The sequence below is a fragment of the Chitinophaga varians genome (genome assembly GCF_012641275.1).
Taxonomy (GTDB): Bacteria; Bacteroidota; Bacteroidia; order Chitinophagales; family Chitinophagaceae; genus Chitinophaga; species Chitinophaga varians_A.
Genome location: NZ_JABAIA010000001.1, coordinates 3,325,446 through 3,351,542 on the forward strand (window position 1 = coordinate 3,325,446; position 26,097 = coordinate 3,351,542).

A 26,097-nucleotide genomic window follows, 5' to 3' on the forward strand; every position below is an offset into this window, starting at 1 on the left:
TGCATTTTTTTTAGTTCCGATGATAATATCTGAGAATCAGGCGGTTTTTTCCGTTTTGTCCTGGAAAAGCAGCATGAACAGTACCAGAACGGCAGCAGCGATACCGGCAGGAATCAGCCAGACACCCTGCCAGTTGTGACCGCCGGCAGTTTTATAAGACTCTACGATAGGACCGGAGATCAGGAAACCGATCAGCATGCCCACACCATAGGTGGCCAGCGTAACGAAGCCCTGTGCGGAGCTCTTGAATTCTTCCCCTGCCAGTTTATCGGTGTAGATCTGACCGGTAACGAAGAAGAAGTCGTAACAGATACCATGCAGCACAATACCCACAATCAGCATCCAGTAGTTGGAGTCCACATTACCGTAGGCGAACAGCACGTAACGCAGTACCCATGCCAGCATACCCAGTGCGAGCATCTTTTTAACACCCAGGCGGGAGAAGAAAAGCGGCATCACCAGCATGAAGAAAAATTCAGACATCTGGCCAAGGGACTGCTTGCCGGCAGCAGCTGTCATACCAATCTCGTTCAGGAACGGATTGGTGAAGTTGTAGTAAAACGCCAGCGGAATACAGATAGCAATGGAAGCGATGAAAAACAGCAGGTAAGAGCGGTTTTTCAGCATCCGGATAGCATCCAGTCCGAGGATTTCTTTCACGGAAATCTGTGTGCCTTTTTTTAACGGAGGTGTTTTAGGCAGTGTAAAGCTGAAAAGGCCCAGCAGCAGGGAGGCGCCGGCGGCCATCTTGAAAGTGAGGCCCAGCGTGTTGTTCTTCTCCCAGTTGAGCCAGCCGATCAGCAGGCCGGCTATGATCCAGCCAATAGTGCCGAACACACGGATCGTGGAAAAGTCTTTGCTGGGATCGCTCATCTGCCGGAAGGAGATGGAGTTTACCAGTGCCAGCGTAGGCATGTACAGAATCATGTACACCAACAACACAGGATAGAAGCTGTCAAAGCTGGTCATGCCGGAGCAGGTCCATAACAGCGCTGCACCGATCAGGTGAATGGCACCCAGGATCACCTGGGCGGAAATAAAACGGTCCGCAATAATCCCCACGATAAAAGGCGCAATGACCGCCCCGATAGATTGGGTGAGGAACGCAACGCTCACCTGGTTGGCATTGGTGTCCTGCAGATTTTTTAACACGAACGTACCTAATGTCACAAACCATGCTCCCCAGATAAAGAATTCGAGGAACATCATGAAGGACAATTGTACTCTTACGGCTGATTTCATAACGTTTTTTTAGCTTTATTTAATTGCATCTGAATGAACTGCTTAAGATAGCAAATTATTATAAATCGCTTCAAAATTTATGATGGAAGAAAAAAACGAACGGGGTTTCCGGCAATTCAGGACCGCAGTTTCCGGCCATGCATGACGGCGATCGGCGAACCATTGGCCAGCAGAGCGGATACCGGCGCCTGTTCTAGTACAGGGGCGAAGGCCGGGCCGTACAGCCGGGAAGCGTGGCAGCGGTAGTCGTAATCAATCACAGGGTGAAGGTCCCATTTGGGGTGCGCCACTTCATACTCACCGGTAGTCTGATGGTCCAGGCGGGTATAGCCCCAGTAGTGTTCCGTGATAAAGGCGGCCTCACTGCCTTCCACCAGTGGCTGTGGCGTGGCAGACGCGGTGGCCTTCAGGAAGTTGGTCTGACCGGCTACTTCCCATTCGTACCGGACACGGAGGGTATCAGTGTCTGGTTGCTCCCAGTGGTGGCTCATCCGGTGGGTGGCGTAGTTTTCTTTATAGAGGGTATTGGCTACCAGTGTGATCAGCGGCTTGGGCACCAGTTCACGGATAAATACCACGCCGCGTTTCCACTGGCCCTGGTCTTTATAACGCACGTAAAAGCGAAGGTTTACCTCTTCAAATGTGCGATGGCCGGGGAAACCGATGCCTTTGACTTTCGTGTCCTGGAACAGGAAGCCGACGAGACTTACATAGTGAATATTGTTCCAGGTGTCCGGCTCGGTATGGGCCGGGAGATAGGGCCGGAGCGTGTTGGCATCCGCGGCGAAATTGAGCATGAGCAGGTTACGCCAGCTGGCAGTAAGGAATGGGCGCATACAAACGATTTAGGACTGAATATACGGCAGCTGTTTATTGTGCCTTGATGATTTGCTGGTAATACTTACAGGCCGGGCGCAGGCCGCATTCCCCGCATTTGGGATTACGGGCCACACAAATATAACGGCCATGCAATATCAGCCAGTGATGGGCAATATATACTTTTTCCTTCGGGATATATTTTAGCAGCTGCAGTTCGGTTTGCAGTGGTGTTTTGGCATTGGTGGTAAGGCCTATGCGGGCTGATACCCTGAATACATGCGTGTCTACCGCCATATTGGGTTGCTGATGCACCACCGAGGTGATCACATTGGCCGTTTTGCGCCCCACGCCGGGCAGTTTTATCAGCTCTGGCACCGTGCTGGGTATTTCTCCGTTGAAGTCGTCCATGACCATCTGTGCCATCCCGATCAGGTGTTTGGTTTTATTGTTAGGATAACTGATACTGCGGATGAGCGGGAACAGGTCGTCGAAAGTGGCTTTACTCAGCGCTTCCAGGTCCGGGTAGCGGTCAAATATGGCAGGAGTGGTCATATTCACCCGTTTGTCGGTGCATTGGGCGGAGAGGATTACGGCTACCAGCAGCTGGTAAGGATTGTCATAAATCAGTTCTGTTTCGGCATGAGGTGCATGTTGCTCGAAATAGCTGATAACGAATGCAAAACGCTCTTTTTTGGTCATGCCGTAAAAATAGGAAAAATGGGTCGATAACCGCACGTGGAAGTTGCAGCACAATCGACAGGTATGTAAGGTCTCAGGGTGTGTACCGGGTTATGGTTTCTCCGGTTTACTGGCAGCGTAGTCAAAGATCAACCGGAGCGTGGCGGCCCTGGGAGAAAAACGGACAGTGTCGAGGACGGCTTTGGTGTCCTCGAAGCAAGCCTGCTCTTCCCGGGTCAATGATACTTCCTGTTGTGAACGTTTGAGATCGCTAGCAGTAACAAGACACAAGGTGGAGAGGGGAGATAGTGTAAAATTACTCATGCAATATAGATTTGTTAAGAGAATCGTATCCTACTTTATAACGACAGAAAGGTGCAATGTATTGTTAATTTAAGATAAAATTTTATGATTACGGGGAGATCAGAAACAATTACTGCTGGGGGGCGGGGCTGATAATGAACAGGTCTTCATTGTCTTTCTTCATAAAGTATTTCTCACGGGCGAATTTCTCCAGTTTCTCAGGGCTGGACAGCAGCTCCTGCTGTTCTTCTTTGGTTTGTTTGATCTCTTTGATAAAAAACTCTTTCTGGTTTTCCAGCTTGTTGACTTCAGACTGGAACTGGTACTGGTACATCAGGTTGGTCTTGTCCAGAAAGGCGATCCATATAACGAAAGCAATGCCTGTAATAAAGAATTTGTTCTTTATATAGCGCGGCAGTTTTATGGATTTAAGAAAAGACATAATGCAATTTAGGGATTTTTTGCATCACGGAGGTGATGCAAAAAATCCCTAAATAAAATGGTTTATTATTTTTTCACGCTGATAGCGTTGGTAGGATAGATCGCTACTTCGCCCAGTTCTTCCTCGATACGGAGCAGCTGGTTGTATTTGGCCATACGGTCGGTGCGGGAAGCAGAACCGGTTTTGATCTGGCCGCAGTTCAGTGCTACTGCGAGGTCAGCGATGGTTGTATCTTCAGTTTCGCCGGAACGGTGGCTCATGATGGAAGTATAACCGGCTTTGTGGGCCATGTTCACTGCATCGATGGTTTCTGTAACAGTACCGATCTGGTTTACTTTGATCAGGATGCTGTTGCCGATGTTTTTGTCGATACCTTCTTTCAGGCGTTTTACGTTGGTCACGAACAGGTCGTCACCTACCAGCTGTACGCGGCTGCCTACAGACTCGGTCAGTTTTTTCCAGCCGTCCCAGTCGTCTTCTGCCATACCGTCTTCGATAGAAACGATGGGGTATTTGCTGCACCATTCAGTCCAGTAAGCCACCATTTCATCGCTGGTGATTTCTTTCTGGGAGCTCTTATAGAACTTGTATTTTTTGGTTTCTTCGTTGTACATCTCGCTGCTGGCGGCATCCAGGGCGATAGCGATTTGTTCGCCCGGAGTGTAACCTGCTGCTTTGATAGCTTCCAGTACAGTTTCGATTGCTTCTTCGTTGCTCTGGATTTCAGGAGCGAAACCGCCTTCGTCACCTACGTTGGTGCTGTAGCCTTTGCCTTTCAGTACAGATTTCAGTTTGTGGAATACTTCCACGCCCCAGCGGAGACCTTCAGAGAAAGTGGAAGCGCCGATCGGAACGATCATAAACTCCTGGAAATCAATTTTATTGTCAGCGTGTGCGCCACCGTTGATGATGTTCATCAGGGGAATTGGCAGGGTGAAAGCGTTTACGCCGCCCAGGTAGCGGTACAGGGGCTGGTTGCATTCTTCTGCTGCTGCTTTGGCTACGGCCATGCTCACAGCCAGGGTGGCGTTAGCGCCCAGTTTGGCTTTATTAGGGGTTCCGTCCAGGGAAATCAGCAATTTGTCAATACCTGCCTGGTCTGTTACTTCCCAGCCAACCAGTTCTTCTGCGATGATCTCATTTACGTTCTTAATAGCTTGCAGTACGCCTTTTCCGCCATAAACGCTTTTATCGTTGTCACGCAGTTCTACGGCTTCATGCTTACCGGTAGAAGCGCCGGAAGGCACGGCAGCGCGGCCAAAGTGACCGTCTTCGGTGGTTACGTCTACCTCAATTGTGGGATTACCGCGGCTATCGAGGATCTGCCTGGCATGGATTGCTGAAATGGTACTCATAATTCAAAAGTTATAATTGTTAGCTATTAGCGGTTAGCAGCGGGCGTTTCACCTGTTGGCTCTACGCGCTTTGTTATCTCCCGGAAAATAGATTCCAGGCTTTGTGAATTGCTCTGCAAAGAAAGGATGTTCCGGTTATTAATCAAAGCAAATTGTAACAGGTTTTTTCGCACGGTATCTACTTCGTTGGTATACAATTGCCATGTATTGCCATCCTGGGCTGCCGCACGGGAAACACCGGGTATCTGCAAAAGCTCGCCGGTACTGGCCGGTTCCCCGAAGGTCACCTGAATATAGCCACCAGTGGCGTTCTGCTGCTGAAGATTGACCAGCTGGTCATCTGCCACTATCTTTCCTTTGTTGATGATGATCACCCGCCCGCAGAGCGCTTCCACTTCCTGCATAATGTGCGTGGACAGGATCACCGTCTTGTCGGCCCCCAAATCCCTGATCAGCTGCCGGATATCGGCCAGCTGGTTAGGGTCCAGCCCGGTGGTAGGCTCATCCAGGACCAGCACTTCGGGATCATGCAACAGCGCCTGGGCCAGCCCTACACGCTGTTTGTAGCCGTTGGACAGCGCCCCGATTTTTTTACGGCTCTCCGGCAACAGGCCTGTCATATCAATTACCCGGCGGATGCGCGCGGCACCTGCCGTGCCCAGCTGATGCACGCCGGCAATGAATTCCAGGAATTCCTTCACGTACATGTCGTAATACAACGGGTTGGATTCCGGAAGGTATCCTACTCGTTTGCGTACTTCAAGCGACTGGCCCACGATGTCATATCCACACACGCTGGCAGTGCCGCTGGTAGGAGGCAGAAAACCGGTGATCATTTTCATGGTGGTGGACTTGCCCGCCCCGTTAGGGCCCAGGAAGCCGGTTATTTCCCCTTTCTTCAGTTCAAAGGAAATAGCGTCCACTGCCCGTTGTTCGCCATAGACCTTACTCAGTTGTGATACCAGGATAGACATGTAGGATATACTTGTTTTGCGGCATCTAATGTACGGAAGAAATTACGTCTGTCAATTCCTATTTTTTTTCTACCATTGCATATTATGAAGAGAGTCATTGGCTTATTTTGCTTACTACCGCATTTATTACAGGCACAATCCGTTCCCGAAAAGAATTACCCAAAAGGCTATTTCAGGAATCCCCTGGAAATCCCCATAGAACTGGCTGGTAACTTCGGTGAATTGCGCCCCAATCACTTCCACTCCGGCATGGACATCAAAACACAACAGCGGGAGAACATGGCGGTGCACGCGGCGGCAGATGGTTATGTAAGCCGTATCGGCGTATCACATACCGGCTTTGGCAATGTGCTGTACATTACCCACCCCAATGGATATACGACCGTATATGCCCACCTGAACGCCTTTTTCCCGGCTTTACAGGCCTATGTGAAAAAACAACAATACTCCAATGAAAGCTGGGCCAGCGACCTGTCTATCCCGGCAAATATGTTCCCTGTGAAGAAAGGCGACTTCGTTGCCTGGAGCGGCAATACCGGCGGATCTGCCGGCCCGCACCTGCACTTCGAAATCAGGAACACACAAACGGAAAAACCACTCAATCCGCTGCTGTTCGGGTTTAATATCGCCGATACCCGCCCACCGGACGTTTATCGTATAGCCATCTACGATAGGGACCGCAGTGTCTACGAACAACAACCGATGATACTGCCGGTGAAAAAAGTGGGAGATCACTACACGACCGCTCAACCGGTAGTGAAGGTACGGGCCCATAAAGCCGGACTGGGCATCAACGCTATTGACCGTATGAACACAGCGCCCAATACCTACGGCATCTATGAAGTGTTCATGTACAATAATGATGTGCCGGACATCGACTTCCAGCTGGACAACATCGGATATGATGAAACCCGCTACCTGAACGCGCACATCGACTATAAAGTGAAGAAGAACAACGGGCCTTACCTGCAACTGTTGTTCTCTGTACCGGGCAATGAACTGGATATCTACCACGACCTCAAAGGCGATGGTACCATCAACCTGTCAGACGGACAGGTACACGAAGTAAAGCTGCTGGTAAAAGACGCCTATGGCAATACTTCCACCGTGAAACTGAATCTGCAACAGAGCGGTGAGGAAACACCGGAGAAAACCTGCGCCAACCCCATGTACCCGGATTCCCGCAATATCTTTGAAAACAACCAGGTGGAATTCTACCTCGATGAACGGGCACTGTATGACCAGATCTGCTTTAATTACCAGGAGGTTCCTGCTACTTCAGCTAAATATTATTCCAATATCTACCGGCTGCATACGCCGGTGGTGCCGGTACACGATTTCTTCGATGTGCGGCTGAAGCCCACGAAAGCAGTGCCGGAATATCTGCAACCCAAAGTGGTGATGGTGCGGGAAGGTATGGGCAGCAACAGTACTTCCGCTACTACCAAAGAAGACGGCTGGTATAAAGGCAGCTTCCGCGACTTCGGCAATTTCCATCTGGAGATAGATACTGAAGCGCCGAAAGTAACACCGGTAGGCGTGAAGCCCGGGGCCAACCTCTCAAAGGCCGCCAGGCTCTCTTTCGTGATGAGCGATGCCAGCGGCATCAAAGACTTCCGCGGAGAACTGGATGGTAAATGGTTGCTGTTTTCCCGCAAGGGCAATGTGCTCACCTATACGTTTGATGAACATTGCCAGCCAGGCAACCATACCCTGGTCATGAAGGTGACGGACGTTGCCGGTAACGAAGGCAGCTATCACCTGTCTTTCAAACGCTAAATGATTTAATTTAAAAAAACGCGATATGGCAAACTTAAAGGAAGGCGATAAAGCGCCGGTATTCAAAGGCAAAGATCAGCACGGAAAAACCGTGTCACTGACGGACCTTAAAGGCAAGCGCGTAGTGCTTTACTTTTATCCGAAGGATATGACGCCCGGCTGCACGGCACAGGCCTGCAACCTGCGTGACAACTACAGCACACTGACTAAAAAAGGATATGAAGTAATTGGCGTCAGCACTGACAGTGAACAAAGCCATCTGAAATTCATCGAAAAATATGAACTGCCTTTTACCCTGCTGGCAGATGATGATCACAAGATCGTGAACCAGTATGGTGTTTGGGGCGAGAAGCAGATGATGGGCCGGACATACGACGGTATTCACAGGACCACTTTCCTGATCAACGAAAAGGGTGTGATCGACCATATTATCAAAAAGCCGGACACCAAAAACCATACGGAAGAAATTCTGGAACGCTGGAAGTAGTTGCGTACAACGCATAAAAAAAGCCGCAAAGTAATTTGCGGCTTTTTGTCTTTTATGAAGATGATTATCTCTTCTGTCTTTGTTTTTTGAACAGGTTACCTGTTTTGAATTTGTTACCCTCAGGGCTGCCCACGCGGTCCATCGCGCAACGGAAGCCTACTGTATTGGTAGCCATGTTTTCCTGCATGTAACGACGGGTACCCGGAGAGAGCCAGTAAGCACGGTCGTTCCAGCTACCACCTTTTACTACGTGAGATTTGTCGTTGATCAGGGTGGTTACACCATAACCGTATTCCACCTGGGAGAGCGAGTCACCATCGAGGTAGTTGATAACGTCACCTTTCTGGTAGTTAAGACGGTTGGCACTTTCTTCGTCCGTTACGTCACGCATTTTCAGGTGGCCCAGACTGTCTTTTTCAAACTCTTTGTTTTCGTTCTGATAAACAGTCTGAAATTTGTTACCACGGAAGTAGTTGAAGTCTTCACCATCAATCGGGTTGAGTGGTCTGTACACGTCCAGTACCCATTCAGACACGTTGCCGGACATATTGTAGATGCCAAAAGTGTTGGGGTAGAAGGAGCGGGTAGGGCCCGGGATGGAAGCACGGTCGTTCAGACCACCGGCCACACCCATGTTATCACCGGAACCACGCTTGAAGTTGGCCAGGAACTGACCCTGCATGGTGCCACGGCGGATATCACGCAGGCCGCTGGTGTTAGTGCCCCAGGAGTACACCTGTTTGTTCATGATCAGCTCTTCCCCGTGTTTGCCTTCTTTTTTGGAAGGGCCGGGGTTTTGGCCGATATAACCCAGTGCAGCGTATTCCCATTCTGCTTCTGTAGGCAGGCGGTAGGCTGGCAGCATAATACCATCTTCAAACTGGGCGGTACGCGGAGTGCCGTCCGGATTTTTGAACTGGTCTTTGGTAGACTTGGACATTTTGCCGGGGGTACCTTCATACAGGCCGGCGCTGTAGGCTTTGGTATCAAATGTATTGTCGTCTGACTGGTTGGTGATATCTGCTTTGGAAAGCAGGCCCTTGTCCATCAGCAATTTTTCGTTTACACGGTTGGAACGCCATTTACAGTAGTCAGTAGCCTGTTTCCAGGTCACACCTACCACCGGATAGTCGTTATAGGCCGGGTGACGGAAATAGTATTCCACCAGGGGCTCGTTATAAGCCAGTTCACTACGCCATACCAGGGTGTCCGGCAATGCGTTGCGGTATACGTCCGGGAAAGACTCCCCATAAACACGGGCGAGCCAGAACAGGTATTCGCGATAGTGTACGTTCGCTACTTCGGATTCATCGATGTAGAAAGAGGAAACTGTAATACGACGTGGAATGTTGTTCCAGTCGCCCATTACATCCTGCTCTGTGGCACCCATGGCGAAAGTACCGCCCTGTACAAACACCAGACCCGGTCCGGTTTGCTGGTTTTTATTCTTGGCTACGCTGAAACCACCCATTTTCTGGTCGTTATAGTTCCAGCCGGTAGCAGAGGAAACTTCTTTCTTTTTGCCGAAAAGTCCTCCACCGTCCTTGTGACAGGCAGTCATGGATAGCATTACGCCGGTACCAACGAGCAATGATAAAGAGGTTAATCTACGCATGCGATACAGCTTTAGTCGATTATATTTACAGTAAACGCAAATGTAATCTTTTTTATTTTATGGCGAAAAAAATTAATTTGTAATTTGCCCTTGCCAGATCCGCCCCCGGTAACAACCAAGAACACGACAGCAGCGAAAATTAAGAGATATATTTCAATTTTTTATCTTATATTTTCTCTACATTACACCGGCCTTTCAGGAAGGATGGAAAAGGGCTATCAAGATAATGAAACCTTCGAATATTTTTCCGGCGCTCCTGTTATTTTTTCTATATCACTGCGGCAGCGCTACCGGACAGACCGTGCCCCGTACCTATAAAGATCATAGCGTACTGGCATCAGGCCACTGGTATAAACTGTCAGTGGCTGCTCCCGGCATTTATAAAATAGACCTCCCGCTGCTACAGCAACTCGGGGTAGATACCCGGCAACTGCCATCGGGCAGTGTGCGGCTCTTTGGTACCGGCGGCGGTATGCTGCCGGAGCCCAACAACCAGCTCCGCTATGACGACCTGCCGGAGGTAGCGCTTCAGGTACAGGACGGGGGCGACGGACAGCTGGACGGTAACGACTACCTCCTTTTTTATACGCCCGGCCCCCACCGCTGGCAATGGGACCCGCTGAAGCCAGGGTTTGTACATCAATACAACCTTTACAGCGACGTGGCCACCTATTTCCTGACCATCGGGGACAACGGTGCCCGTATAACGCAGGACAGCAATACTCAACCGGCCGGTAATAAAACTTATGCCTTTGACTTCCACACCTTTTATGAAAGGGACAGCCTTAACTTCCTCAGCAGTGGTAAACAATGGTGGGGGCAGGAATTTGGTAAAGTGATCGGGAACAGCCGTTCCTATAGCTTTTCACTGCCAGGGCCGCCAGTGGGCCTGGTGACCGTCGCTTTCCGGGCCGCCGCACGCGGCGCCACCGGCAGCAATTTTAAGGTAAGCCTGAACCAGGCCGCCGCCGCCAGCGCGTATTTGTTGCCCGTAGGCAGCAGTGTCTTTGAATCTTATGCCACCGCGGCATACGCCTCCGGTACCGCCACCGTTGGCGGGGACGTGCTCACAGCAGGCGTGGACTTCCAGCCGGGCGATCTGAACGCCCGGGGATGGCTTGACTACCTGGAGCTGACAGCCCCCTGTCCGTTGCGGATACCAGCCGGCGGCGTACTTGATTTCCGCAGCACTGCCGGTACCGGTCGTACGCAATACCTCCTTGCTAACGCTACTGCACAAACGCAGGTGTGGCAGGTGACAGACCCGCTTAAACCGCTGGCCATGCCCACGGCGCTGCAGGCTGACACCCTGGTTTTTACGGGAGATGCCGGACCTTTGCGGGAATATATTGCTTTTAATACGGCGGCAGTCATGCGGCCGCTGCCTGGCGGACCGGTGATCAACCAGGACCTGCACGGTCAACCCGGAGCAGATCTGCTGATCGTGACCCATGAAACCTTCCTGGCCGAGGCAGAACGGCTGGCAGCATGGCGCCGCTCCCGCGACGGACTGCGGGTGGCCGTGGTAACAACTATCCAGGTATTCAATGAGTTTGCATCAGGGACACCCGATCCTACAGCCATCCGCGATTATGTGAAGATGCACTATGACCGGGGAGCACATCCGAAATACCTTCTGCTGTTCGGAGCGGCCTCCTATGATTATCGCCAGCGGGTAAAAAATAACACCAACCTGGTGCCTTCCTGGCAAAGTGATGCTTCACTCGATGCCATTCATTCCCATGTGTCAGATGATTTCTTCGGATTGCTGGACGACGCGGAAGATATCACGAGAACGGATATCCCGAATCTGCTGGATGTTGGTATCGGGCGGTTGCCTGTGCGTAATGTTTCCGAGGCCAGAACAGCGGTAGACAAAATTATCCGTTACCAGCAGCCGCGTTCCTTCGGGCCGTGGCGCAACCGGATAACATTGGTGGCTGATGATGAAGACGACAACCTGCATCTGCAGGATGCTGAAATCATGGGCAACACCATCGCAAAAAACAATCATCTCCCTAATATCAGAAAAATATATGTGGATGCGTATCCGCAGGAAAATACCAGTGCCGGGGCCCGTTCACCGGAGGTGACCAAAGCCGTCAACAATAGTGTCAACGCCGGTGCGCTTGTATTGAACTATAGTGGTCATGGCAGTAGTAACCGTCTTGCAGAGGAAACGGTGATGGACGTAAATAGTGTGCAGGACTGGAAAAATGAGCAGCAGCTGCCGTTGCTGATCACCGCCACCTGTGACTTTGCGCCATTTGATGATCCTGGCATTAATTCACTGGGAGCGCAATTGTTGTTACAACAACAAAGTGGCGCTATTGCGCTGATGACCACTACGAGGGCTGTTTTTGCCAATTCCAATCGTATTATGAACGGTAATTATCTCGAAGCTGCTTTCACACCGCAGGCCGATGGTTCCATGCGTAGTTTGGGCGCAGCCATACGGGATGGCAAGAACAAGACCTATGCTACTTCCGGTGATGTGATCAACAACCGCAAGTTCCAGCTGCTGGGAGATCCTTCGCTGACACTGGCTTTCCCACAGTGGCAGGTGATAACGGACAGCATCAATGGTAGGAAGGTAACAACGGAAACGGATACCCTGAAAGGGTTGCAACATTGTATTATCAAGGGGCATATCGCCGATGCGCAGGGTAATGTGCTGCGTGATTATAGCGGTACGCTGAACACGGTGATATATGATCAGCCGGCCACACACCGCACCCGTGGCAATGATCCCCGTAGCCAGCCGGCAGATTTTCAGGTACAGGAAAATATTTTGTTTAAAGGCACACAGACCGTGAGCAGGGGCGAGTTTACCGTAGCCTTCACAGTGCCTGCGGACCTGTTGCCGGGAAAAGGAAAAAGTAAGATCAGTTATTACACCAGCAATACCACTGCAGACGGTGGTGGTTACTTTGATGGATTTTTTACAGGAGGCTTGTTGCCCGGAGCACCGGCAGATATTACCGGCCCTGATGTAAAAGTATGGCTCGACAGCAAGGCGTTTGTCAATGGAGATATGACCGGTCCATCGCCGTTGTTGATGATAGATCTGGCAGACAGCAGTGGCATTAATGTATCAGGTAGTAATCCGGCACATAGCCTGGTGGCAATATTGGATAGTTCAGAATATTTGATTTTAAATGATTATTTTGACGCATCTTTGGACAGTTACCGGGAGGGACAGGTGCGTTTTCAGTTGAGCGGATTGCCAGCAGGAGCACATCGTATTACCATTAAAGCTTGGGACACCTATAACAACAGCACTGTAAAAACGATTGCCTTTAAAGTTGCGGCGCCGGGGACACTGGCGGTAGACGAAGTTGTCAACTACCCAAATCCTTTTCACGATGTAACGAGGTTTTCTTTTTTGCATAACCAGCAGGGACAACAATTGCAGGTGGATTTACAGGTATTTGCCACGGATGGAAAATTGGTAAAGAAAATGCGCAGCACAATATTTTCCGGTACAAGCCGTTTTGATGGAATCCCCTGGGACGGTAGAGGTGATTCAGGAGCAAGGTTACCCGCCGGAATTTATTTCTACCGGCTGATTATAGGCAGTAATGGTCAAACCAGGGCATTGGGTGGAAAAATGGTATTATTTTGACCTATGCATGGGAGAGCAGATTTGACATGATCCCTTTATCAACCCCCTCCGTTTCATTTTAATATTAATAATTAAGCTTATTTTTACACCCTATCAAAATACGAACGTTGCATGATCCGAAAGGTAGCTTTGAGCCTTGTGTTCATATACGGTACTTTCAGCAGTTTTGAAACCTCAGCCCAGATTAATTCAGGTCAGATTGATGGCCGTACCAATACGATTAATACTGCGGTGCCTTTTCTCCGCATAACCCCCGACGCCAGAAGCGGCGCTATGGGCGACGTAGGTTTAGCCATTTCACCTGATGCATCTTCCATTTACTGGAACTTATCAAAACTGCCGTTTGCAGAGTCCAAGTCAGGCGTGGCGGTGACTTATACGCCGTGGCTGAAAGAACTGGTGAACGACGTGTTCCTGGCGACCGTCAGCGGCTATACGAAGCTGGACGAGTATCAGGCTATTTCTGCTTCGCTTCGTTATTTTTCATTGGGATCTATCAACTTCCGGGATGTCACTAACCAGGACCTGGGCGATTTCCGTCCGCGTGAATTCGCACTGGACGCCGGTTACGCCCGCAAACTGTCCGATAATTTCTCCATGGGGTTAACCGGACGGTATATCTATTCCAACCTGGCCGGCGGACAATCCAACGGCAGCGCCACCATCCGCGCCGCGAAAGCTTTTGCAGCGGACCTTTCTGCCTACTACACCAAAGAATATGAAAAGGACGACGGGCTTACCAACCGTTTAAGCCTCGGTGCGTCTATTTCCAATATCGGTACTAAAATTTCCTATACCAGTTCAGCGCAGAACAAGGACTTTCTGCCTACCAACCTGGGTATCGGTGCCGCCTATACGTTTGCCCTTGATGAGACCAATCAGCTGACTTTCGCGCTGGACGTCAACAAGCTCCTGGTGCCTACTCCTGATTCTACCGGGGCCTATAAAGAGAAAGGTGTATTGCAGGGGATGTTCAGTTCCTTCGGTGATGCGCCCGGCGGTTTTAAGGAAGAGTTACAGGAACTGATGTATTCAGTTGGAGCAGAATACTGGTACAATAATATGTTTGCCGTAAGGGCCGGGTATTTCAACGAAAACAAGTTAAAAGGCAACCGTAAATATGTTACTGCCGGGGTCGGTATCAAGTATGATATTTTCGGTCTGAATTTTTCTTACCTCGTGCCTTCCGGTTCCGGTATCCAGCGTAACCCGCTGTCCAACACTCTGCGCTTCACGCTGACGTTCGATCTGGGCGCCCGCAATGAGGAAAGCAGGACTGGCTGGTAAGGTTATAAATCAGAAAAATTTCTAAATAAAAAATTTCTAAAATATATTCTGTCCCTCCGTTTTTTAACGGGGGGATTTTTATATTTAAAGCCTTACCTTGCGGATTGGCATAAATGTTTTAAAATATAAGCTATGAGTAGTATACGTATTGGTCTGGGAGTAGATTTTCATCAGCTGGTGGAAGGCCGCGATTTCTGGCTGGGCGGTGTGAAAGTGCCGCACCACAAGGGCGCATTGGGGCATAGCGACGCCGACGTGCTGTTGCATGCCATCTGTGATGCCATGCTGGGGGCGCTGTCACTGGGTGATATCGGTGTGCATTTCCCGGATACAGACAATACCTACAAAAATATTGACAGTAAAATACTGCTGGCCCGCTGCGCTCAGTTGATCGGAGAAAAAGGTTATGGAGTAGTGAACGTAGACAGCACCCTGTGCCTGCAGGCCCCTAAAATCAAGCCTTATGTGCCAGAAATGCAGGCAGTTATTGCGGAAATACTGCGTATAGGGCTGGAAGATGTATCTGTAAAAGCCACCACAACGGAAAAACTGGGTTTTGTGGGACGTGAGGAAGGCGTTACTGCCCATGCTGTTGTGTTATTGGAGAAAATCGCTAAATAATAATAAATTATCTTTGCTCAATGGCTGATATAATTGTGAAAATCATTAATAAGTCGGACAACGAATTGCCGTCTTATGCAACAGACCAAGCGGCAGGGATGGACCTGCGTGCACACCTGGAAACAGCGCTGACGCTCCAGCCATTGGAGAGGGTATTGGTGCCAACGGGCCTTTTTATGGAACTGCCGGTAGGCTACGAGGCGCAGATCCGCCCACGCAGCGGCCTGGCTTTTAAACAGGGTCTGAGCATTCCCAATTCGCCTGGTACTATTGACGCGGATTACAGAGGAGAGATCAAAGTAATTATGATCAACCTGTCCAACGAACCACAAACGATACAACCCGGAGACCGTATAGCCCAAATGATCATCGCTCCCTATGTGCAAGCCGTTATGCAACCTGTGGAAGTGCTGAACGAAACCGTTCGCGGTGAAGGTGGCTTCGGTCATACCGGTAAATCCTGATAGATGCGTGTATTCTTAACCGTTATAGGTGTTGCTGGTATATTGATTACAGGCGCGTGCAGCGGGCCTAAAAAAACGCTGCGCCATACCGTGATCAAAGACCCTGCTGTGCTGGAGCAGCGGGCAGACAGCCTTTTCTTTGCGGCCCAGCGCTCTAAAATGCTGGGCGATTTCCGCACGGCCATCACCCAATACTCCGACTACCTGCGGTTAAACAAGAATAACCCCACCGCCTATTATGAACTGGCCCGCCTGTTCATGGAGGTCCAGAACCCCGGTTACGCGCTGGGCTTTGCCCGTCGTGCCGCCGCCATGGACCCCGACAACCACTGGTTCCAGATAACACTGGCTGACGCTTTTGCTGTCAATGAACAATTTGACAGCGCCGCCGCTGTTTTTGATAAACTGACCACCCGTTACCCTGAAAGCGAAGACTACCTTTACAACAAGGCCATGTTCCTCGCCAAAGCCAACAGACCTGCGTCCGCACTGGCAGTGTTCACCCAGCTGGAGGCAAAAATAGGAGTGGTGGAGGAAGTCATCTACCAAAAACAACGACTACTGCTTAAAATGAGCCAGGTGGACGCGGCAGCTGCCGAAATCCGCAAGCTCATTGACAACAATCCACAGGAACTGCGCTACTATTTCCTGTTGGCGGAAGTGTATGACGCCAACGATCGTACTGCGGAAGCAACCGCCATCTACAACGACGTGTTGCGTAAAGACCCGGACAATGCGAGGGCATTGCTGGGCCTCGCTACCTATGCGAAGAAAAGCAATGACAAGGCCGGCTACTGGGCTTACCTGACCCGCGCCTTCGCCAACCCGACCTACAGTATCGATGAAAAAGTAGCTTACGTATATCCTTACCTGCAGATGATGCAGCTGGATTCTACCAAAGTGGAAGAAGGCCTGCAGCTTACTTCCCTGATTGTAAACGCTCATCCGAAAGAAGCCAAAGCATATGCCCTGAGAGGGGACATGTTCTCACAGGCGGATATGCTGGACAGCGCCCAGCAAAATTATACGAAGGCGCTAAGCCTCGACTCCAGCCGCTTTTCGGTATGGTATCAGCTGATGTGGATCTACTCCCGTAAGGAAGATCCGAATGCATTGCTGGCACTCAGTAATACTGTAACAGACAAGTTCCCGAAAGAATTTATGGGCTACTACTTTAAAGGAGTGGCCAGTTTCCTGTTACAGCAATACCCCGCGGCCATCGGCGCCCTGAACAAGGCCCTGGAAATAGGCAACGGGGAAAAGAAATTTATGGCCGACGTACAGTCGCTGCTCGGAGACGCCTATCACGCTACAGGACAGCACCAGCAGTCTGACAGCAGTTATGAAAAAGCTCTCCTGCTGCGGCCCGATGATGCGCTCGTACTCAACAACTACAGTTATTACCTGTCACTGCGCGGTGAAAACCTGGCCCATGCCGCAGAAATGTCTAAACGGTCACTGGACCTGGAACCGGAGAGTCCTACCTACATGGACACTTACGCCTGGATACTGTTCCGGCAGGACAAGTTTGAGGATGCCAGGCACTGGATCGAAAAAGCCCTGCAATTTCCCGAAGCACAGCAGAATCCAAATGTGCTCGAGCATTACGGGGACATACTGTTTAACCTGAAAGATGTCACAAAAGCGGTGGAATACTGGCAGAAGGCCAAAGACAAAGGAGCTAACTCCGTCGGCCTTGTCCGTAAGATCGCCGAGAAAAAATATATTCAATAGCGTTCAGCCGGGAATGCCTGTTCACACCGTTGGTAGCGCTGATACCGCTAAAAGCTAATAGCTGCATGAAAAAAACACTACTGTTATTAATAGGAATAGCCGGCCTGGCCTTTACCGCCTGCCGTCACCCGAAAAAACTGTCACGCAATACGTTCCCGGCCACAGACACCAGCAGGGTGGCTGCCCACCGGGACACCACTTCCGCAGAAGAGCGGAACGCCTTTGTCAGCAATATGCTGAAAGGCATTCATAAGAACAACATCGATTTTAATACATTCTCCGGCAGGATGAAACTGGCTATTGAAACAGAAAACAAAAGCCACAATAACCTCACGGCAACTATCCGCATGAAGAAAGACAGTATCATCTGGATATCTGTCAGCGCGCCTATTATCGATGAGGTGATGCGTGCCGTGATCACCCCCGACAGCCTCAAATTATACAACAGAATAGAGAAACAGCTCTATCTCAAACGGATGGCCGACGCGGAAGAGCTGCTGGGTGTGCCGTTTGACTTCAAAACCTTACAGGACCTGCTGATCGGCAATCCTGTATACCTCACGGATTCTGTCTTTGGCCTGGTGAAAACACCGTCTGTGATCTCTTTCAGCTGTCAAAATGCTAAGTTCGTGAGCCTGTTCAACGTATTCTCAGATGATTACAGCCTCCAGCAGAGCAAAGTGATGGACGCCGATAGTACCAGCGCTGTCAAACGTTCCTGTGAACTGACCTATGGCGACTATGCCAATGTGGCCAACCGGAAATTTCCTACCGTGCGCCGCATTTTCGTGGAAGAAAAAAGCGTGACCAAAGTTGCGCTGGACTTTACCCGCTATGATTTTGACGTACCGCTGACGTTCCCGTTCAGTACGCCGGCGAGCTATAAGCGCATGTAATAAAATTCCTGGTAAATGTCATCTTCATTAAACTAATAAACGTTGTATATTTATCGTTTATATACCTGGTACTTAATTGCAGTTACTTAAAATAGTCATGTTGTATTTGAAGAAGATTATCCCGTTAGTATTGATCATATGGTTATTACCGGCTATGCTGGTGGCCCAGAACACCGGCCAGCAACAACCGACGCGGGAGGAACTGGAGCGCAGGAAAAAAGAGCTGCAAAAAGAAATCGAGGAAGCCAACGCTCAGCTGAAAGATACCAAACGGTCTACCAGGGAGAGCCTGGGCCAGTTGCGCGCACTACGGGACAAAATCACCCTCCGTACCCGGCTGATCAATAATATCAATGAAGAAATCAATTTCATCAACGGTGATATCAATACCGCCTATCGTGATGTAAAAACCCTGCAAAAAGATCTGGACACCCTGAAAGCACAGTATGCTCAGCTGATCGTATATGCTTACAAGAACCGTTCTTCCTATGACATGCTGAACTTTGTGTTCTCCGCCCAGAGTTTTAATGATGCCGTAAAACGTTTCCAGTATCTCAAACAATACCGCGAATACCGCCGCCGGCAGGCAGATAACATCGTAAGTACACAGGACCAGCTGAACCGGAAAATCCAGAGCCTCGAAAGCCAGCGCGTAAAACGCGCCGATGCATTGAAAACGGAACAGGAACAGCGGTCAACCCTGGAACAGGACAAGAAAGAGAAAGACGAAGTGCTCACCAAGCTGAAAGGCCGTGAGAAAGAACTCGTAGCCGATATCAATCAGCGCAACAAAGACGCCCAGAAAGTGCAGGCTGCTATCCGTGCGGTAATCCGCCGGGAGATAGAAGAAGCGCGCCGCAAAGCCATGGAGGAAGAAGCTGCCCGCCGTAAGGCCGCAGAAGAAAAACGCAGAAGAGAGGAAGAGGCCCGCAAAGCCGCACTGGCCGCTGCAGAGAAAGCCAAAGCTGATGCCGCCGCCGCTGCTGCCAATAACGCCAATAACAACGCTGCCGCCAATAACCCGCCACCAGCGAAGCCAACACCGGCCCCGGAACCCGCGAAGCCTGCGCCAGAACCGCCGAAACCAGCGCCTGTACGTAGCGAAAACGTACTGGAAGCCACGCCGGAAGCACTGGCACTGTCTGAAAGCTTCGAAGCCAACCGCGGTAAACTGCCATGGCCAGTGGATGCAGGCAATATCATTGAACATTTCGGGATACACCAACACGCCGTAATGGAACATATCACCGTACCTTCTGATGGTATCGTGATCGCTACCACCAAAGGCGGCGCCGTGAAATCCATCTTCGAAGGAGAAGTGAAATCCGTAGTGGTGATGCCCGGCTCCGGCTATGTGATTATTATCCGCCACGGACAATACTTTACTACCTATGTTCGTTTGCAGACTACCCGCGTGAAGAAAGGAGATATGGTGAAAACCGGTCAGGTGATCGGTACTGCCAGTGTTAATGACCTCGAAAATACCGGTGAGGTGGAACTGCAGATCTGGAAGGGTGTTACCAAACAAAATCCCGAACAGTGGATAAGACGCAGATAATTTGATTATTTGATCATTTAGTTATTGGCTTATTGCAGGCGGCCCGGGCATCCATCAATAAGCAAATAACTAAATGACTTCATGATCAGATGAACAGATACCCAAATTGCTAAAACCGTTCCTTTTTGAAAAAGCTGATCCCATTTTTGATAGCTTGCTGGCTGTTACCGGGAATGCTGTATGCACAGCGTGGTAACAAAACATCGCGCGCGGCGCTGGAAAGCCGTAAACAGGAACTATTGAAGGAAATACAGGAGGCTACCCGCTCCCTGCAAAATACCCGTAAGTCCACCAAACAAAACCTCGGACTGCAACGGGAACTGCAACAGAAAATTGACAGCCGCAACGCCCAGATCAGAAGCATCAATATAGAGATCAGCCAGATAGACGGCGCTATCAGCAGCACTAACGATAACGTACAAACGCTGGAGAAAGAAGTAGACTCCCTGCGCGCCCGTTACGCGCAGCTGGTGGTGTATGCCTACAAGACAAAAACAGACTATGATGTGCTCAACTTCCTGTTTTCCGCCACCAGCTTCAACGATGCCCTGCGCCGGTACCAATACCTGCGGCAATACCGGGAAAACAGGCGCCGGCAGGCAGAAAGCCTGCTGTCTACCAAAGTGCTGCTGGCCCAGAAACTGGAAAACCTCGAGCAGGAACGCGCACAAAAAGCAGGCGCCCTGTACACGGAACAGAAACAAAGAGGCGTACTGATCGCGGACAAAAAGGAGACAGACAATACGATCGTACAGTTACAGGAACAGGAAAAACAACTTCAGCAAAATATTGAAAAAAGCAGGGCAGAAGCCAGACAGGTAGACCGCGCCATCCAGGATGCGATCCGCCGTGAAATAGAAGCCGCCCGAAAAAGAGAACTGGCTGCTGCTGCGGCCCGTAAACGTGCTGCTGCGGCCAAAGCGGCAAAACGGAAAGCAGAACAGGAGGCGGCACGCAAACGTGCCATCGCCGCGGCTAAAAAAGCCGGTAAAAAACCACCGCCGCCACCGAAACAGGTAGCTGATGATGAAGAGGATGACAGCCCTGCTCCGGCATCCAAAGAAGACGTGCTGGCGGCAACACCGGAAGCCTTATCACTGTCCCGCGATTTTGAAGCCAACCGGGGCAGGCTCCCATGGCCCGTTGACGCAGGAAGGATCACCGGCCGCTTTGGTACCGGCAAAGTCGGAAAAGTGGAAGTGGAACACAATGGTATCGTAATCGCTACACCCAGAGGCGCCGCGGTAAAAGCGATCTTTGATGGAGAAGTGATAATGGTATTCAGCGTTCCAGGCGCAGGATATATGGTTACCCTGCGCCATGGAAGATATTTTACCAACTATGTAAGACTGGTGGATATACGCGTCAAAAAAGGCATGTCCGTAAAACGCGGCCATGTACTGGGCGCTGCTGCCGCCAGCGCGGTGGCCAGCAATGGAGAAATAGAATTACAGATCTACCGCAACATGGTACAACAGAACCCCGAAAGGTGGATACGCGGGCGTTAGAGTAACTGCGCCTGCTGTTGCAACACCTGCTCGTACAACGCTTCGTATTTCGGAATGATATTGTCGATATGGAAACGCTGCGCCTGCGCCAGCGCTCCTTTGCGCAGTTTGGCCAGCAACGCGTCGTCCTGCAGTAATTTAATAGCATGGGCAGCCATACCGTCCACATCTCCTACATCGCTCATATAGCCGGTTTGACCAGGAATATTGATTTCCGGTAAACCACCTGCATTGGAGGAAATTACCGGGACCTGTGCGGCCATGGCTTCCAGCGCGGCCAGACCAAAGCTTTCATAATCGGAAGGCAGCAGGAAAAGATCGCTGATAGACATCACGTCTTCCAGTTGTTCCTGTTTACCCACAAACCGTACATCTTCGCAGATGCCCAATTCACGGCACAGGCACTCGATGGTAGGCCTGTCAGGGCCGTCACCCACCAGCAACAGCTTGGATGGCACCTCCTGCCTTACTTTCGCAAATACATTGACAACATCAGGCACCCTCTTTACCTTACGGAAGTTGGACACATGCAGCAATATCTTCTCGCCGTTAGGTGCAATAGCATTGCGGAAGTGTGGCATCTCGCGGCGACTGAACCGTTGTGTGTCCACAAAATTGTAGATCACCGAGATATCTTTTTCTATCTGGAAATACTTGTAGGTCTCATCACGCAGGTTCTCCGATACCGCTGTAATGGCATCTGATTCGTTGATGGAGAAGGTCACCACCGGTGCGTAGGTCTTGTCTTTGCCCACGAGGGTGATGTCGGTACCATGGAGGGTAGTGATGAAAGGCACCACCCGGCCCTGCTTGCTCACGATCTGTTTGGCCAGGTACGCTGTAGAAGCGTGCGGAATGGCATAGTGTACGTGGAGCAGGTCCAGTTTCTGGTTAAGGATCACATCTACCATGGTGCTGCTGAGGGCAGACTCATAAGGTGGAAAATCGAAAAGAGGGTAGGTCGGTACCTGTACCTCGTGGTAATATATATTTGCGTGAAAAGCATTGAGCCTCACTGGTTGTTGGTAGGTAATGAAATGCACCATATGGCCTTTGTCTGCCAGAGCTTTGCCCAGCTCTGTGGCCAATACGCCACTACCCCCGTATGTCGGATAACATACTATTCCTATGCGCATGATCTTTAATTTAACGAACGGAAAGCGACAAGTAATAAAGCCCTGTAAATGAGTGCCAGCGACAAGATTACTTCGTGAAACGAAGGTAACGCTGAAATTTCAATTAGTGGAAACTCTAAAACCATTTATTTGTTATTTGTAAGAACCCTGCCAATTAATTAGTTTTATTGCAAAATTTAGCCGCTTATATGAGAAAACGCCTTTTGCCAATGCTGCTGACCTGCCTTTTACCGGCAGTAACCAGGGCGCAGCAGTCAGATTCCCTCGTTTTAAGACAGTTGGCCGATGAAGTGCTGAGAAACAGCACCGCTTATGAAAACCTCCGTGTACTGACCAAAACCATCGGCGGAAGGCTGGCAGGCTCTCCTCAGATGCCCAAGGCTGAGCAGTGGGGCGTAAATGCGCTGAAAGCTGCCGGCGCAGACACCGTGTACCTCCAGGAATGTATGGTGCCGCATTGGGTGCGGGGCGCAAAGGAAGAAGCCCGCATCGTTTCAAAACTGCGGGATTTTGTACCGCCGCTGAATGTACTGGCCCTTGGTAACTCTGTGGGCACCGGTAATTCCGGCATCACCGCCCCGGTACTGGAAGTAGCCTCTTTTGAAGACCTGGAAGCGAAAAAAGACCAGGTAAAAGGTAAGATCGTCTTTTATAATTATCATTTTAAACCGGAATTCGTCAAGACCTTTTATTCTTACGGAGATGCGGTGAAATACAGGGGCCAGGGCGCCAGCAAGGCTGCCAGATATGGCGCTGTAGCGGTAATCGTGCGTTCCATGTCCCACGGGGCCTTTAACTTCCCGCATACCGGTGCGATGGCTTACGACCCTGCTTACCCGAAAATTCCCGCAGTGGCTATCGGTTTGCAGGATGCTGACCGCCTGAGCGCCCGTCTGAAAAAAGACAATTCCGCGAAAATATTCCTCCGCACCAACTGCGAGATGTTGCCAGACACTATTGGGCACAACGTGGTAGGCGAAATACGCGGCAGTAAATACCCTGATCAGTTCATTACGGTTGGCGGCCATCTCGATTCATGGGACGTAGCAGAAGGCGCTCATGATGACGGCGCAGGCTGTGTACAGTCCATTGAAGTGCTGCGCGCTTTCAAAGCGGCAGGCGTTAAGCCCGCCCGTACCCTGCGGGTGGTACTGTTTGCCAACGAAGAAAATGGTACACGCGGCGGTAAAAAATATGCGGAACTGGCAAAACAACGCAATGAAAAACATATCCTCGCATTGGAAAGTGACGCTGGTGGCTTTACCCCAAGAGGCTTCACTTCTACTGTGGACCCTGAGAAGAAAGCTCTCATAAAGAGCTGGAGACCGCTGTTGGAACCCTATGGCTTGTATGACTTTAACGAAGAAGGTGGCGGTACCGACATCGGGCCACTGCATCAGGCACTGGGTACGCCTATGGCTGAACTTTCTCCGGACAGTCAGCGTTATTTTGATATTCATCACGCGGTCAACGATGTCTTTGAAGCGGTGAATAAGCGCGAACTGGAGCTGGGCGCTTTTTCCATGGCCGGTTTTATCTATCTGGTGGACCTTTACTTTTGATCATAACGTTTACTAAACTATTCACATGGGCCGGTTTATTTTTATTGTTGTTACTATCATTGTCCTGGTATTGGGCGGCTTCTTCCTGTACAAGTTTTACTTTGTCTTCGGCAGAGGGGTAAAGGCAGGGGAGCTCAACTACTTCGTGGAAAAAGGCTATGTCTTCAAAACCTATGAAGGAAAATTAATCCAGTCCGGCTATAAAGGCCGTACGGCCGGTACCATTCAGTCCAACGAATTCCAGTTCTCCGTGGCCGACGAGCGCATCGCGCAACAGCTGATGACTGCCAGCGGTAAAACCGTGGAACTGCACTACAGGGAATACCTCGGCGCATTACCTTGGCGTGGTTACAGTCCGTTTATTGTGGACAGTGTGATCAGCGTCAGAGACGCCGCCGGCAGGGACCTTCCTTAAATGGTGACGACATGACGTATTGAGGGCTATCATGTAAGGATTTTTATCCTGCGTGATAGCCCTCAATTCGTACTATGTAATTCGTAATTTTTATTGCGGTGCGGCATAAAGCAGAAATATTGCCGGCCGCTTATGCAGATCTGGTAAGGCTTTCCGCCATTCCCTGATGGTTTTTGTTTTGATATATTCTTCCGGGCCGGTGATATCAGCGGCTATGCACAGCCGGGTATGGTCTTTACAGTGGTCCAGTATGTCCTTCAGCAGTTGATTGTTGCGGTAAGGTGTTTCTATGAACAACTGCGTCTGTTTTTTCCGTTCAGATTCTTCTTCAAGCTGGCGTAATGCTTTGCCTCTTTCCGGTGCTTTGATCGGGAGATAGCCGGTAAACTGAAAGTTCTGGCCGTTCATGCCGGAGGCCATCAGAGCCAGCAGCATGGAGTTGGGGCCTATCATGGGTATCACGCGCGCATCGATGCTGTGTGCGGCCTGTACCACCAGGTGGCCAGGGTCCGCAATGGCAGGGCATCCTGCTTCGCTGAGCACACCGATGTCGGTACCGGCCTGTAACAGCTTTTTGGCTAAAGCAGTGTCGGGTGGCTGGTTTTCATGCATGGGCAGCAGTTGCAGTTCATCGATGTTGATGTTTCTGTCCAATGCTTTCAGGTAACGGCGGGCGGTCCGCTCATTTTCTACATAAAATACGCGCAACTGTTGTGCAATCGTCGTAATGTAGGCGGGAATGCTGAACAGGGCGTCAGCGCTCAACACAGTAGGGATCAGGTACACTTTGCCTGTTGCACTCATGTTTATATCAGTTTTTTATGTTGTAAATCGATGGTGGCAGCAATCACGGCATAGGAGGGCGCCAGCATCCAGCCGGCTACCGGTACCAGCATAAACACATAGAATACCATGCCATTGCCCAGAGCCATGCCCCGGTGCTGGCGGATAAACTGTATGCTCTGTGCCATGGTAAGGCGGTGCCGTTCGCAGCTGTAGTCCATCATGGAGAAACCATAGAAATAGGACTCAATAAAAAAGCCGATCATCGGGGTGATCCATCCCACAACAGGAATAAAGGAAACCACCAGTAATATGAGGATGGCGCCGGTCTGATAAACGATGTTACGGAAAGACATCCGGATGCCGCGCCAGATGTCCTGACCCAGTTGCGCCCAGCTGAAGGGGAACTCACGGTATTCCAGAATGGCTTCGGTTTTCTCCGAGAGGTAGGAGAAAACAGGAGAGGCAACAATAAGGAACAAATATTTGAAATAGGAAAAATACCAGAACACAAAAACAATCCTGACGGAAAAAGCCACCAGGATAAACAGAAAGCTCACCCAGCTGCTCTCCAGGTCCTGTACCCATTCTGTAATATGCAGCAGGCGGGTAAGGTACTCCACAAAATCTCCTGAATAGCCCCAGACAAAATAAAACCCGGTAAAAAAGAGTAGACAATAAATGATGCCGGGTATCAGTATCCACTTCCACAACTTATGTTGCATAATGAACTGATGGGCTTTTCCATATGATTGAATGGCCGACAGTACCTCTCTGAATGAAAACAACAACGCCTGAGATTTTTTTGGTGACA

General features: G+C 50.3%; 23 protein-coding genes. 12 read left to right on the plus strand and 11 right to left on the minus strand.

Annotated features, from left to right (window positions below; translation table 11 throughout):
- Positions 1-36 precede the first annotated feature (36 nt).
- From HGH92_RS13700 to gldA, 7 genes are all read right to left on the minus strand, one after another.
- Positions 37-1,242 carry a nucleoside permease gene (locus HGH92_RS13700; protein ID WP_168871261.1) on the minus strand — a complete coding sequence of 402 codons (1,206 nt, stop codon included), beginning with the start codon at positions 1,240-1,242 and terminating at the stop codon, positions 37-39.
- A gap of 116 nt (positions 1,243-1,358) precedes the next feature.
- Positions 1,359-2,078, minus strand: a complete 720-nt coding sequence (locus HGH92_RS13705; RefSeq protein WP_168871262.1) for a YqjF family protein — start codon at positions 2,076-2,078, stop codon at positions 1,359-1,361.
- A 34-nt stretch (positions 2,079-2,112) separates the two neighbouring features.
- Positions 2,113-2,760 (minus strand): endonuclease III, encoded by a 648-nt coding sequence (gene nth, locus HGH92_RS13710; RefSeq protein WP_168871263.1) that lies wholly within the window; start codon positions 2,758-2,760, stop codon positions 2,113-2,115.
- 90 nt (positions 2,761-2,850) lie between these two features.
- A complete protein-coding gene (locus HGH92_RS13715; RefSeq protein ID WP_168871264.1) occupies positions 2,851-3,063 on the minus strand; it encodes a hypothetical protein in 213 nt (70 codons plus the stop codon).
- A 109-nt stretch (positions 3,064-3,172) separates the two neighbouring features.
- Entirely contained in the window at positions 3,173-3,484 is a 312-nt protein-coding gene (locus HGH92_RS13720; protein ID WP_168871265.1) for an FtsB family cell division protein, read from the minus strand.
- 65 nt (positions 3,485-3,549) lie between these two features.
- Positions 3,550-4,839 (minus strand): phosphopyruvate hydratase, encoded by a 1,290-nt coding sequence (gene eno / locus HGH92_RS13725; protein ID WP_168871266.1) that lies wholly within the window; start codon positions 4,837-4,839, stop codon positions 3,550-3,552.
- Between the two features lie 26 nt (positions 4,840-4,865).
- On the minus strand, positions 4,866-5,813 hold the full coding sequence (gldA, locus tag HGH92_RS13730; RefSeq protein WP_168871267.1) for a gliding motility-associated ABC transporter ATP-binding subunit GldA: 948 nt from the start codon (positions 5,811-5,813) through the stop codon (positions 4,866-4,868).
- A gap of 84 nt (positions 5,814-5,897) precedes the next feature.
- Here gldA and HGH92_RS13735 point away from each other — a divergent pair, with 84 nt between their 5' ends.
- Together HGH92_RS13735 and bcp are read left to right on the plus strand one after the other, a co-directional pair.
- Entirely contained in the window at positions 5,898-7,592 is a 1,695-nt protein-coding gene (locus HGH92_RS13735) for a peptidoglycan DD-metalloendopeptidase family protein (protein WP_168871268.1), read from the plus strand.
- Between the two features lie 25 nt (positions 7,593-7,617).
- Positions 7,618-8,079 (plus strand): thioredoxin-dependent thiol peroxidase, encoded by a 462-nt coding sequence (bcp, locus tag HGH92_RS13740; RefSeq protein ID WP_168871269.1) that lies wholly within the window; start codon positions 7,618-7,620, stop codon positions 8,077-8,079.
- A 64-nt stretch (positions 8,080-8,143) separates the two neighbouring features.
- Here the strand turns inward: bcp and HGH92_RS13745 are convergent, their stop codons facing one another.
- Positions 8,144-9,694: an SUMF1/EgtB/PvdO family nonheme iron enzyme gene (locus tag HGH92_RS13745; RefSeq protein ID WP_168871270.1), complete on the minus strand. Its 1,551-nt coding sequence runs from the start codon at positions 9,692-9,694 to the stop codon at positions 8,144-8,146.
- Between the two features lie 226 nt (positions 9,695-9,920).
- Here HGH92_RS13745 and porU point away from each other — a divergent pair, with 226 nt between their 5' ends.
- From porU to HGH92_RS13785, 8 genes are all read left to right on the plus strand, one after another.
- Entirely contained in the window at positions 9,921-13,319 is a 3,399-nt protein-coding gene (gene porU / locus HGH92_RS13750; RefSeq protein WP_168871271.1) for a type IX secretion system sortase PorU, read from the plus strand.
- Between the two features lie 111 nt (positions 13,320-13,430).
- Positions 13,431-14,606 (plus strand): type IX secretion system outer membrane channel protein PorV, encoded by a 1,176-nt coding sequence (gene porV, locus HGH92_RS13755; RefSeq protein WP_168871272.1) that lies wholly within the window; start codon positions 13,431-13,433, stop codon positions 14,604-14,606.
- 132 nt (positions 14,607-14,738) lie between these two features.
- Positions 14,739-15,227 carry a 2-C-methyl-D-erythritol 2,4-cyclodiphosphate synthase gene (gene ispF, locus HGH92_RS13760; RefSeq protein WP_168871273.1) on the plus strand — a complete coding sequence of 163 codons (489 nt, stop codon included), beginning with the start codon at positions 14,739-14,741 and terminating at the stop codon, positions 15,225-15,227.
- A 20-nt stretch (positions 15,228-15,247) separates the two neighbouring features.
- Positions 15,248-15,691, plus strand: coding sequence for a dUTP diphosphatase (gene dut, locus HGH92_RS13765; protein WP_168807657.1), 444 nt, complete (start codon positions 15,248-15,250; stop codon positions 15,689-15,691).
- Positions 15,692-15,694: 3 nt separating this feature from the next.
- Positions 15,695-17,425, plus strand: coding sequence for a tetratricopeptide repeat protein (locus HGH92_RS13770; RefSeq protein WP_168871274.1), 1,731 nt, complete (start codon positions 15,695-15,697; stop codon positions 17,423-17,425).
- 65 nt (positions 17,426-17,490) lie between these two features.
- The gene (locus tag HGH92_RS13775; protein WP_168871275.1) at positions 17,491-18,321 is read left to right on the plus strand and encodes a DUF4292 domain-containing protein; all 831 of its coding nucleotides are present in this window, start codon (positions 17,491-17,493) and stop codon (positions 18,319-18,321) included.
- 106 nt (positions 18,322-18,427) lie between these two features.
- On the plus strand, positions 18,428-19,879 hold the full coding sequence (locus HGH92_RS13780; RefSeq protein ID WP_168871276.1) for a murein hydrolase activator EnvC family protein: 1,452 nt from the start codon (positions 18,428-18,430) through the stop codon (positions 19,877-19,879).
- Between the two features lie 125 nt (positions 19,880-20,004).
- Positions 20,005-21,387: a murein hydrolase activator EnvC family protein gene (locus HGH92_RS13785; RefSeq protein ID WP_168871277.1), complete on the plus strand. Its 1,383-nt coding sequence runs from the start codon at positions 20,005-20,007 to the stop codon at positions 21,385-21,387.
- Here HGH92_RS13785 and bshA read toward each other — a convergent pair.
- Positions 21,384-22,523 (minus strand): N-acetyl-alpha-D-glucosaminyl L-malate synthase BshA, encoded by a 1,140-nt coding sequence (bshA, locus tag HGH92_RS13790; protein WP_168871278.1) that lies wholly within the window; start codon positions 22,521-22,523, stop codon positions 21,384-21,386. The two genes, HGH92_RS13785 and bshA, sit on opposite strands and share 4 nt — an antisense overlap.
- A 188-nt stretch (positions 22,524-22,711) precedes the next feature.
- Here bshA and HGH92_RS13795 point away from each other — a divergent pair, with 188 nt between their 5' ends.
- A complete protein-coding gene (locus HGH92_RS13795; RefSeq protein ID WP_168871279.1) occupies positions 22,712-24,085 on the plus strand; it encodes a M20/M25/M40 family metallo-hydrolase in 1,374 nt (457 codons plus the stop codon).
- Between the two features lie 25 nt (positions 24,086-24,110).
- The gene (locus HGH92_RS13800; RefSeq protein WP_168871280.1) at positions 24,111-24,500 is read left to right on the plus strand and encodes a hypothetical protein; all 390 of its coding nucleotides are present in this window, start codon (positions 24,111-24,113) and stop codon (positions 24,498-24,500) included.
- Between the two features lie 90 nt (positions 24,501-24,590).
- On the opposite strand, the gene HGH92_RS13805 is transcribed toward HGH92_RS13800, so the two are convergent.
- Positions 24,591-25,304 (minus strand): SAM-dependent methyltransferase, encoded by a 714-nt coding sequence (locus tag HGH92_RS13805; RefSeq protein WP_168871281.1) that lies wholly within the window; start codon positions 25,302-25,304, stop codon positions 24,591-24,593.
- A gap of 2 nt (positions 25,305-25,306) precedes the next feature.
- Positions 25,307-26,074: an EI24 domain-containing protein gene (locus HGH92_RS13810; protein WP_247654880.1), complete on the minus strand. Its 768-nt coding sequence runs from the start codon at positions 26,072-26,074 to the stop codon at positions 25,307-25,309.
- Positions 26,075-26,097 lie beyond the last annotated feature (23 nt).

What these genes read in the sequence shown, in the direction of transcription:
- HGH92_RS13700 (WP_168871261.1), bottom strand. Translation starts at nt 1,242, where the DNA reads ATGAAATCAGCCGTAAGAGTACAATTGTCCTTCATGATGTTCCTCGAA.
- HGH92_RS13705 (WP_168871262.1), bottom strand. Translation starts at nt 2,078, where the DNA reads ATGCGCCCATTCCTTACTGCCAGCTGGCGTAACCTGCTCATGCTCAAT.
- nth (WP_168871263.1), bottom strand. Translation starts at nt 2,760, where the DNA reads ATGACCAAAAAAGAGCGTTTTGCATTCGTTATCAGCTATTTCGAGCAA.
- HGH92_RS13715 (WP_168871264.1), bottom strand. Translation starts at nt 3,063, where the DNA reads ATGAGTAATTTTACACTATCTCCCCTCTCCACCTTGTGTCTTGTTACT.
- HGH92_RS13720 (WP_168871265.1), bottom strand. Translation starts at nt 3,484, where the DNA reads ATGTCTTTTCTTAAATCCATAAAACTGCCGCGCTATATAAAGAACAAA.
- eno (WP_168871266.1), bottom strand. Translation starts at nt 4,839, where the DNA reads ATGAGTACCATTTCAGCAATCCATGCCAGGCAGATCCTCGATAGCCGC.
- gldA (WP_168871267.1), bottom strand. Translation starts at nt 5,813, where the DNA reads ATGTCTATCCTGGTATCACAACTGAGTAAGGTCTATGGCGAACAACGG.
- HGH92_RS13735 (WP_168871268.1), top strand. Translation starts at nt 5,898, where the DNA reads ATGAAGAGAGTCATTGGCTTATTTTGCTTACTACCGCATTTATTACAG.
- bcp (WP_168871269.1), top strand. Translation starts at nt 7,618, where the DNA reads ATGGCAAACTTAAAGGAAGGCGATAAAGCGCCGGTATTCAAAGGCAAA.
- HGH92_RS13745 (WP_168871270.1), bottom strand. Translation starts at nt 9,694, where the DNA reads ATGCGTAGATTAACCTCTTTATCATTGCTCGTTGGTACCGGCGTAATG.
- porU (WP_168871271.1), top strand. Translation starts at nt 9,921, where the DNA reads ATGAAACCTTCGAATATTTTTCCGGCGCTCCTGTTATTTTTTCTATAT.
- porV (WP_168871272.1), top strand. Translation starts at nt 13,431, where the DNA reads ATGATCCGAAAGGTAGCTTTGAGCCTTGTGTTCATATACGGTACTTTC.
- ispF (WP_168871273.1), top strand. Translation starts at nt 14,739, where the DNA reads ATGAGTAGTATACGTATTGGTCTGGGAGTAGATTTTCATCAGCTGGTG.
- dut (WP_168807657.1), top strand. Translation starts at nt 15,248, where the DNA reads ATGGCTGATATAATTGTGAAAATCATTAATAAGTCGGACAACGAATTG.
- HGH92_RS13770 (WP_168871274.1), top strand. Translation starts at nt 15,695, where the DNA reads ATGCGTGTATTCTTAACCGTTATAGGTGTTGCTGGTATATTGATTACA.
- HGH92_RS13775 (WP_168871275.1), top strand. Translation starts at nt 17,491, where the DNA reads ATGAAAAAAACACTACTGTTATTAATAGGAATAGCCGGCCTGGCCTTT.
- bshA (WP_168871278.1), bottom strand. Translation starts at nt 22,523, where the DNA reads ATGCGCATAGGAATAGTATGTTATCCGACATACGGGGGTAGTGGCGTA.
- HGH92_RS13795 (WP_168871279.1), top strand. Translation starts at nt 22,712, where the DNA reads ATGAGAAAACGCCTTTTGCCAATGCTGCTGACCTGCCTTTTACCGGCA.
- HGH92_RS13800 (WP_168871280.1), top strand. Translation starts at nt 24,111, where the DNA reads ATGGGCCGGTTTATTTTTATTGTTGTTACTATCATTGTCCTGGTATTG.
- HGH92_RS13805 (WP_168871281.1), bottom strand. Translation starts at nt 25,304, where the DNA reads ATGAGTGCAACAGGCAAAGTGTACCTGATCCCTACTGTGTTGAGCGCT.